The organism is Butyrivibrio sp. AE3006 (genome assembly GCF_000424165.1).
In the GTDB taxonomy this organism is placed as follows: domain Bacteria; phylum Bacillota; class Clostridia; order Lachnospirales; family Lachnospiraceae; genus Butyrivibrio.
Window position 1 is genome coordinate 82,888 of the sequence record NZ_KE384146.1, and the last position, 6,596, is coordinate 89,483.

The 6,596-nt window shown below is 42.2% G+C and carries 5 protein-coding genes; 3 read left to right on the plus strand and 2 right to left on the minus strand.

Translation table 11 applies throughout. The features are described 5' to 3' along the window. The first annotated feature begins 172 nt into the window (after positions 1-172). Positions 173-769: a hypothetical protein gene (locus G603_RS0118390; protein WP_026525978.1), complete on the plus strand. Its 597-nt coding sequence runs from the start codon at positions 173-175 to the stop codon at positions 767-769. Here G603_RS0118390 and G603_RS0118395 read toward each other — a convergent pair. Together G603_RS0118395 and G603_RS0118400 are read right to left on the minus strand one after the other, a co-directional pair. After that, positions 745-2,928 (minus strand): ATP-dependent helicase, encoded by a 2,184-nt coding sequence (locus G603_RS0118395; protein ID WP_026671095.1) that lies wholly within the window; start codon positions 2,926-2,928, stop codon positions 745-747. The two genes, G603_RS0118390 and G603_RS0118395, sit on opposite strands and share 25 nt — an antisense overlap. Before the next feature lie 143 nt (positions 2,929-3,071). Next, complete coding sequence (locus G603_RS0118400; protein WP_026671096.1) at positions 3,072-4,328, minus strand: hypothetical protein; 1,257 nt, start codon at positions 4,326-4,328, stop codon at positions 3,072-3,074. A 349-nt stretch (positions 4,329-4,677) separates the two neighbouring features. On the opposite strand from G603_RS0118400, the gene G603_RS21110 reads away from it, so the two are divergent. Together G603_RS21110 and G603_RS22540 are read left to right on the plus strand one after the other, a co-directional pair. Further along, positions 4,678-5,691, plus strand: coding sequence for a hypothetical protein (locus G603_RS21110; RefSeq protein WP_051198131.1), 1,014 nt, complete (start codon positions 4,678-4,680; stop codon positions 5,689-5,691). A 126-nt stretch (positions 5,692-5,817) separates the two neighbouring features. Next, entirely contained in the window at positions 5,818-6,030 is a 213-nt protein-coding gene (locus G603_RS22540) for a hypothetical protein (RefSeq protein ID WP_155832717.1), read from the plus strand. The last annotated feature ends 566 nt before the right edge of the window (positions 6,031-6,596 follow it).

A 6,596-nucleotide genomic window follows, 5' to 3' on the forward strand; every position in this document is an offset into this window, starting at 1 on the left:
AAATATACTGATTGGGAATTCTTATTCGTTTACAATTATTATGATATAACAATTATTTATTATCAAAACTTAAAATTTCTCTAAACAATACAAATGTCACGGTTTCGAGAAATTTAGGGATGTATAATCCTAACTATAGAATAATTTTTTCTTATGAGGAGGAAAACAATTTATGAAAGCTAAAATTGCATTTATTTGCGCTCTTTTCTGCGCTGCGTCTCTTGCAGGCTGCAAAACGGAGCACACATCAACAACCACCATGAATTATTCAGTAGAGACAGATGAAGGCACCACTTCTGCTGAATATAAGGTTGAAAACAATAACGGCGAAATAACAACTGAAAGCACAGAAACCAGTACTCCTGCAGAAGCAGAAGACGTGACTGAAGAAGCAGCCGAAACCGATGCCGGTGAAGAATACGATATTCCTGATGCTGTTGTCCAGAAAGCTGAGTGGATTGATCAGCTTCTGTCAGAGCAGTGGGACAGCGATACTACATCGCACAATACAACCTATGATGAAAGCTGGATCTACGTACAGATAGCCGGAACCGGTATTGAAAGCGCTGAAGACGCAGATGCAGAATCATTCACACAGGAAGTAATCCCGAGCTGGTTAGATGCAGTAAACAGCTGGGAAGAAGATTGGGCAGAAGACGATTCAGCCCCTATCCCTGTATGTCTTCAGTACACAAATGACGACATGACTACTGCTCTCTTCACCATCGAGGAGGGCCAAATTACCTACTCTGCTTTTGACGAAGAGTGATCATCTTCACATGTAAGCTTAACCTTAAATGAAATCTGCCTTGGAGTCTCCATCTCATCAAACTGGACAAGGTAAGACTGATCCTCGGTATTTAACTCCAGAATAGTACCCATACCAAGAATCGCATGTCTTACTCTTTGTCCGGGCTCCAGTAGATTCATTTTTTCTGCGCCTTTAAGAAACCTTGATTCATTATCTATATATTTCTGAACATGGTTCATCATGTTTTCATCCGGTTTCTCCGTGAATTCAAGAAGATTCCTGTCTATATCAAGTATAAATCTGGAAGGATACCTGGGCATTCCTTCAAAATTCACGCCTCCCGCCTCTGAGATAAAGAGCCTTTTCTGGGCTCTGGTCATGGCAACAAAGGCAAGACGCCTCTCTTCCTCCATGCCCTCCAGGGTACGGATTTTTCTTGACGGAAAAATCCCTTCATTCATCCCGCAAAGGAAAACATAGGGAAATTCCAATCCCTTGGCTGCATGGACAGTCATAAGACGTACCTTATCCTCCTGCCCTGCATCCGAATCGGCATTGGTAAAAAGTGCCACATGCTTAAGATAATCTTCAAGGCCAACCTCTTCACCGCAGGTGGTCTCATATTCAAACACAGACTGCTTAAGCTCAGCCAGGTTATCAAGCCTGTCCTGGGCTCCCTCTGTTCTAAGCATCTCCTCATAGCCGCTCTCATTGAGGATCTTCGAAAGAACCTCCGAAACCGGCAAGCCTTCGTAGCTGTCAGAAAAACGTTCTATGAGATCTATGAATTTAGCAGCCTTTGTTCCGCGCATTATCTCGTGCTCAAGATTCTCACTAAGAGCCTTATATAAGGAACAATTATTCTCAGCGGCGTACTGCTCAAGGAAGCTCATACGCCTTTTTCCAAGATTCCTCTTAGGTACGTTGGCAACTCTTCTAAAGGAAATATCATCCCTGTAGACGATCATTCTGAGATAACAAAGCGCATCCTTTATCTCCATTCGTCCAAAGAACTGCACGCCGGAATAGATGGTGTAGGGTATTTTTTCCTTCAAAAGTCCCTCTTCTATAGTCCTCGTCACATAGTGGGCTCTGTAGAGAATCGTCATGTTTCTGTAAGGGACACCCTGACCCTTAAGCGCAAGAATTTCACCAGTTATCCAATCTGCTTCATCGGCAGTATTAGGCGCAAAATGGCAAAGAACACTCTCTCCATCAGGCAAAGTTGGTACAAGGTCCTTTTTTATTCTCTGCTTATTAGTATCTATAAGAGAATTCACCGCTGCGAGAATCTGAGGCGTTGAGCGATAATTATCATTCATCATTATGGTCTTCACATCAGGAAAATTCTTATCAAAATCCAGCAGGTATTTAACATTAGCCCCTCGCCAGGTGTATATGGTCTGATCGGGATCCCCCACTATGAAAAGATTCTTGTGATAACCTGAAAGAACCTCCATCAGCTCATACTGAAGGCTGTCTATATCCTGAAACTCATCGATCATTATGTACTCAAGCCTCTTTTGCCACTTAAGCTTTATATCCTCATTTTGGCTGAAAATATAGAGTGAAAACTTGATGAGATCGTTGTAATCAAGACCAAAGCACTTTTTCTCCTGATAGAGATATCCGTAAAAAAGAATGTCCTTGACCTCTGTGGCACTGTCATATTTTTCCTTAAGAGTATCAAGTGACATGGTGATCATATCAAGGTAATACTCGGGTTCATTAAAAATCTTGCGTATCTCGAACATATCCCTTACAGCGCTAAAAGTCATATCTCTAAGAGAAAGCCCCCTTTCCTCGTATATGATCTTCAGCATGTCATCTATGTCTGAGTTATCAAGCACAAGGAAATTCTTGGGATATGAGACAGCATGGGAATCCTCCTGGAGCACGGATACGCAAAAACCGTGGAAAGTATTGATGTATCCTGTGTCATTATCCCCTGTCAGTCTGTGAATTCTCTGTCTCATCTCATTGGCAGATTTATTGGTAAAGGTCACGCAAAGGATGTGCCCGGGCATGATTCCAAGACCGTTCACAAGGTATGCAAATCTATGGGACAGCGCTCTCGTCTTGCCGCTTCCTGCCCCTGCTATCACGCGCACATATCCTTCTGTGGTAGTGACTGCCTGCCTTTGCGCATCATTTAATCTGTCCAGAATCTCCTGCATTACTTTCACCTCTGATAGTCATTTGTTTTCAATATTCTACCAAACAAGCGTTCTGTTTTCAATGATTTATTTGCTATCTCGGGTAGCTATTAACGGAAAAATCGGATGCGCTTTCGCGCATCCGATTTTCCTACTTCACCAGCTTATTCTGTTACGTTTGAAAGAGGTGTGAGGTCAAGCTTCTGGTAATAGCTCTCAAGCATTTCCAGTCTGTCGTTGTAGTCTGCCTCAGTCATGGGCTCCCAGTTATCTTCGTTTTCATATGCAACAAACCAGGGATTAGCTTCATCTGTATACTCATCGCACTTAATTCCGTACTGGAAACCAAGCTCTGTGCTGTTGGGATAGATGATATATGAGTAAACACCGTTTTCTGCTGCGCCATTAAAGAAGAAGTTAGCAATTCCGCCGTACTCTTCAGCATAGTAGCCATTTCTTGCTGTTCCGCTTACTACAAGTGCGGGAACCTTGTCTACAACAGTGTAAATATCATAAATAACTGTGGGCTCATCTGTATCTACAATATCGCCGATAAGAAGCTCATCTATACCATCGTTTGTAACATCCCTGTATACAAAACCGATCTTATCAGCAGCTTTATCGCCTTCTGTCTGGGTAAGTGCATAGAACTCAGGGCTGATACCCTCCTGCTCCATTTTGTTTGCATCCCAGCCTTCTTTAATAGCCTGCTGATACTTAGCAAGAACATCGCTGTAGAGATCTTCGCCTCTTGTGCCTGCCTGATAAGCAAATACGCAGCCCTCAGTGCCCTTAATATTCTCGATGATTGCGTCCCTGGCATCCTCGAGCTTTTTGTAGGTCTCAGGCTCATCGTCCGGATTGTTCCAATCCCACTGGATTTCTGAAGGATAGCCTACGCATACATCGCAAACAGCACCTTCTGTATCGGTAATTTCTCCAACCTTTGTATACATTCCGCCGGGAATAAGATTTTTGTCTTTATCTGCTGCTACAGAAAAAACAAATCCGCCGAATCCATCATCAACGCAGCTCTTGTCATAGATGCTCACCATTTCGCCATCAACTGCCGCATAAAAAGTACCTTCAAACTCATCAGGTACTGTCACTGTCATAAGGCTTGTAGAGATTACCTTATCCTCAATATATTCAGGTGTAGGAAAAGCCATCTCATCTTCTGTAGCTTCCTGCTCCTCTGAACTTCCTTCTTCTGTAGCCTTAGAGCTCTCTGTAGCTGCATCTTCTGTCTGATCCTCAGCGCTCTCTTCCTCTGAAGTCTCCTCTGTCTGCTCAACTGATACCTCTGTCTCTGCTGCGGGCTCCTCAGATCCTGCAGTACTTCCGCAACCTGCACAGATTGAAAGGCCCATTACTGCAGCAATTGTTAAAGCAACACCATTTTTTACATTGTTCTTTCTCATTATTTTCCCCTCATTTTAAAACTTTATTTTTTCTCTGTCCTTGTTACGAATGTAATAATACTTCAAGAATTATCACAAATCTATCACAAAATTGATTTTATCCTCAAAGCCTACTGTCTTATCGTTCAATCGGCACGCATTTTTAGAAAGTTGCTTTGAACGTCAGATGGCTAATGGACGGCAGAAGCGCTCTCATATTTAACCTTGCGTTTGTGGTTTAGCTGTGCTATTATGATCTCTGCGTTATTTCCGACGCACCGTAAAGCACTCATGCTTTCGGAATATTCCATTTATTATTGATGCGCGCAAAGATGGATTAGTTATTAACACAAAGGAGATTTTTATTTTAATGACAATTGAAAATAATAAGCATAAAGACACAGTCTTTAGAATGCTGTATAAAGACAAGCGCAATCTGCTTGAGCTTTATAATGCAATAAACCACAGTAATTACGACGATCCTAATGAACTAACGATAACTACCCTTGAAGGTGAGACTTTCCTCCACATGAAAAATGACATCTCTTTCCTTCTGGATTTCGAATTAAACTTGTATGAACACCAATCAAGTCCCTGTCCAAATATTCCTCTTAGGGATCTTCAGTACGTCGCAAGCATCTACAGATCAATCATCCCTTCAGAAAAAACATTTAAAGCTGAAAGGATAATGATCCCTGAGCCAAAATTTATTGTGTTCTACAATGGAACTGTTTCTATGCCGGATGAGGTTACCTACAAGCTTTCTGATATGTTTGAAACAAAAGGTGCAGAACCACAGCTAGAGCTCATTGTGCACCAGTACAACGTAAATGCCGGCCATAACCCTGAGCTGATGCAGGCCTGCAGCACATTAAATCAATATTCCCTTTTTGTTCAAAAAGTGCGAAAATATAGAGAGGAATACATGAGTTCCATCGATGACAGGCTGCAGAATGATTCCGATTTTGATGAAGCATTGTTCAAAAAGGAAGTCATTCGCAAGGCAGTAAAAAGAGCCATCGATGAATGCATAAAAGAAGACATTCTTAAGGATTTCTTTGTCAAATACAGGAAGGAGGTAATCAAAGTGGGCGTACTTGAATATAGCGCTGAACGTCATCTACAGGTCATTAAGGACGAGGGCTATGCCTTGGGCTGTAGGGACAAGGAAAACGAACTTAGGCCACAGATTGACTCCCTGACTGAAGAGAATGTCTCTCTGGCAAAAAAGAATATCTCTCTGAATGAAGAGAATGTCTCTCTGAATGAAGAGAATGTCTCTCTGAATGAAGAGAATGTCTCTCTGACTAAAGAGAAAGATATTGCCGTTAAGGAAAATGAACGCCTAAAAAAGCTTCTTGAAGAAAATGGTATCAAGTTATGATTGCATGACTTCCTGCGCACAAAAAAGGAAGTCATTCGCAAGGCAGTAAAAAGAGCCATCGATGAATGCATAAAAGAAAACATTCTTAAGGATTTCTTTGTCAAATACAGGAAGGAGGTAATCAAAGTGGGCGTACTTGAATATAGTGCTGAGCGTCATCTACAAGTAATTAAGGACGAGGGCTATGCCTTGGGCTGTAGAGACACAGAGAACAAACTTCAACCACAGATTGACTCCCTTACTAAGGAAAAAGAGGAAGCTGATAAAAAGGTTAAGGAGGCTGTTAAAGAAAATGAATATCTCAAGCAGCTTCTTAAGGAGAATAATATAGAAATATGATAGCATACTTCTAGTCTGTTCATGAATTCGTTGTAACCGGTAGTCGTCGACTACCGGTTTTATTATTGGCTTAAATCCCCGGCTGCTTTCTAGGTATGATCGAGATTCTGGTTCAACAGACACTCATATCTTTAGAAAAGCTTTAAGTGCGTGCTCTATACAACTGTCTTATGGTTCAACTAGCACGTATTCCCTAAAAAAGCTCTTAAATACGTGTCCACGGCAACCGACTTAGTGACGCATATCGCTTCTCGTCTCTATTGTGCGTGCTTGCTGCCGCAATACCCATGACGCATTTCAAGACTTTTTCCAGTTCTGCGTCACACGAAAGGCCGAAGCAAGCACGCATCATCCAGGTCTTTCCCACTCTGCGTCATCCCCTGAGCTGAAACGAACACGCAAGAATTAGGGAACACTTCGACTACGTGTTATTAGCTCTCTCTCACTGATTCGGGTGAGAATTGGGCGGTTCCAGTGCGCGGGAAATTCGGAAGGGATTGTGATGTAGGGTTGAAAAGGCTATTTGCGCACTGATCTAGGAGAAAAATCGGTGGTTCCAGTGCGTG